Here is a 2,603-nt window from a genome sequence, read left to right as displayed (position 1 = left end):
TCAGCAGCAGCCGGACGGGGTGCCGGTGAGGATCTGCTGGATGAGCGGCTGTTGGATGGCGTAGGCGTCGGCGACGGGCAGCACCCGGGACCCGGGGTGGCCGGCCAGCCACTCGTCGGCGGCCTCGGCGCCGGTGAAGAAGTGGATCTCGTTGCAGAAGCTGGTGCGGACCGACGCCGGCGCCTGGCAGGCGACGAGGGAGACGACCGCGGTGGCCGGCTCGACGTCGGCGGGCCCGTCCGGGGTCACGGTCAGCCGCACCGGCTCCCCGGTGGCGCGGCAGGGGGAGGTCACCTGGGCGGTGTGGCCCAGGACGGCGGGGAAGACCAGCGTGTCGAGCGCGCACCAGGTGTACAGGGTGCGGCCGTCGGTCTCGTAGCGGTGGGGGGTGGGGTTGAGGGTCAGGCCGTAGCCGGTGATTCTGCCCTCGGCGTCGTACTCGGTGTCGGGCATCGCCGTCAGCGCGTGGCGGATCTCCTCGCGGGTGCGGCCGGTGTCGGCGGTGAGCTGGTCGGCGGTGACCGGCTCACCGGCCGCCAGCAGCGTCAGCAGGGGCCGCAGCAGGGTCAGTTCCAGGCCGGGGGCGCTGGTGAGCGAGTCGGTGAAGCGGGCGGCGAAGTCCTGGGTGTCGGTGTCCACGGTGTCCACGATCGCGTTCTTTCCTTGGGTGGATGGGCCCGTTGGGTGCCGACCGTAGGGTCTGCCCCCGGGGGGAGGGTCAAGCGCACTGCGGGTCGCCGGCCCAGCACAGGTCGGCCTCCGCCAAGTCCGCCCGGTGCTCGGCCTGGAACTTCTCGATCCGGTTCAGGATCTGCTGCTGGGCGGCGATGCGCTGGCGCAGCCGTTCGCGGGAGCGGTGCAGCAGCTCGGCCAGGTGCGCGCCGACCGGTGTGTCGGGGCCGTGGAGATTGGCCGTGGTCAGTTCGCCGATCTCGGCGACGGTCAGGCCCAGGCCGCGCAGCCGGCCGATGAACCGCACGCACCACAGGGCGTCGGCGGTGTAGAGCCGGTAGCCCGCGGGGCTGCGGCCCAGGGTGTAGATCAGCCCGAGGTCGGTGTAGGCGCGCAGCGTCTTGACCGGCACCCCGCTCTGGCGGGACAGCTCGCCGATCGTCATCGGCCGTGTCCGGCTCGCACTCATGATCGGGTTCCTTCCCGGCGGCTTCAGCTGGCACAGCACGACAGCTTGGTGACGTCGCGGGTGTAGGTCTGGGCCGCGAGCTTCAGGCCCTCGGCCATGGTCAGGTAGGGGCACCACAGGTCGGCCATCTGCTGCACCGTCATCTCATTGGCCAGCGCGTACACGGCGGTGGCGATGACGTCACCGGCGCCGTCGGCCAGGACGTGCGCCCCCAGGAGGCGGCCGGTGGAGGCGTCGGCGACGAGTTTGATCAGTCCGCGGGTGTCGCGGTTGACCAGCGCACGGGGCACGTATTCCAGCGGCAGGACACGGCAGTCGCAGGTGTAGCCCTGGGCGACGGCTTGGGCGTCGGTCAGGCCGGCGGAGGCGATGGCAGGGGTGGTGAAGGTGACGCGGGGCAGGTGGTGGTAGTCCACCGTGCGCCCGGCGCCGCCGGTGGTGTCGTCGAAGGCGTTGTCGGCGATCAGCGCGCCGTGGGCGGAGGCGACGTAGACGAACTGGGGGTGCCCGGTGACGTCCCCGGCCGCCCAGATCCGCGGGTTCGCCGTACGCAGATGCTCATCGACCACGACTTCGCCCCGCTCGCCCGTGGTGACCCCGACCGCGTCCAGGTTCAGGCCGTCGGTGACCGGGCGGCGGCCGGTGGCCACCAGCAGATGCGCGGCGCGCAGCTCCAGCTCTTGACCGTCTGCGGTGCGGGCGGTGGCCACGATCTCGCCGGAGTCCCGGCGCACGGCGGTCAGACGGGTGTGGGTGTGGACGGTGATGCCCTCGCCGGCGAACACCTCCTGAAGGGCGGCGGAGATCTCGGGTTCCTCGCCGGAGGTCAAGCGGCTGCGCGCGATCACGGTGACCTTGCTGCCCAGGCGGGCGAACAGCTGGGCCTGCTCCAGCCCGACATACCCCGCGCCCAGCACCAGCAGGCTCTCCGGCAATACGTCCAGGTCCATCGCGGTGGTGGAGGTCAGGTAGCCGGCCTCGGCAAGGCCGTCGATGGGCGGCGCCCACGGAGCGGAGCCGGTCGCGACCAGATAGTGCGCGGCCTCGATCCGGCGGCTGCCGCCGCCGTCGGCCGGCGCGACGTCCAGGGCGGGGCCGTCCGGGCTGCCGGTGAAGCGGGCGGTGCCCTGGAGGATGTCCCAGCCGTACTCGGCGGCCAGGTCGGTGTACTTCTCCGCCCGCATCTGCTGGACCAGCTTGTCCTTGCCGTCGATCAGCGCGTCGAAGTCCACCGGCCCGGCCTCGGTCCGGATGCCGGGGAAACGCTGCCCCTCCAGGGCGCTGCGGCGGGCCTCGGCGGCGGCCAGCAGCGCCTTGGACGGCACGCAGCCGGTGTTCACGCACGTCCCCCCGGTGGTCGCACGTTCGATCATCACCACCGAGCGGTCCTTGCGCCGCGCGGCGATCGCCGCGGCGAACGCCCCGCCGCCCGAGCCGATGACCGCCAGGTCGTATCCGCTGC

The 2,603-nt window shown here is 72.7% G+C and carries 3 protein-coding genes; all 3 read right to left on the bottom strand.

Annotation, left to right across the window (positions count from 1 at the left end; all coding sequences use genetic code 11):
* The gene (gene merB / locus BJF79_RS37155) at positions 1 to 648 is read right to left on the bottom strand and encodes an organomercurial lyase MerB (protein ID WP_262403137.1); all 648 of its coding nucleotides are present in this window, start codon (positions 646 to 648) and stop codon (positions 1 to 3) included.
* Between the two features lie 70 nt (positions 649 to 718).
* Positions 719 to 1,141, bottom strand: a complete 423-nt coding sequence (locus BJF79_RS37150) for a MerR family transcriptional regulator (RefSeq protein ID WP_262403136.1) — start codon at positions 1,139 to 1,141, stop codon at positions 719 to 721.
* Positions 1,142 to 1,164: 23 nt separating this feature from the next.
* Positions 1,165 to 2,589 carry a mercury(II) reductase gene (gene merA, locus BJF79_RS37145; protein WP_075904447.1) on the bottom strand — a complete coding sequence of 475 codons (1,425 nt, stop codon included), beginning with the start codon at positions 2,587 to 2,589 and terminating at the stop codon, positions 1,165 to 1,167.
* Positions 2,590 to 2,603: the final 14 nt, after the last annotated feature.

This window comes from Actinomadura sp. CNU-125 (genome assembly GCF_001942465.1).
Taxonomy (GTDB): domain Bacteria; phylum Actinomycetota; class Actinomycetes; order Streptosporangiales; family Streptosporangiaceae; genus Spirillospora.
The sequence above is the reverse complement of the archived record's forward strand: the minus strand, read 5'-3'. Positions and strand labels throughout refer to the sequence as shown.

Excerpts from the sequence above, each read along its gene's own strand:
- BJF79_RS37150 (WP_262403136.1), bottom strand. The coding sequence starts at position 1,141 with ATGAGTGCGAGCCGGACACGGCCGATGACGATCGGCGAGCTGTCCCGC.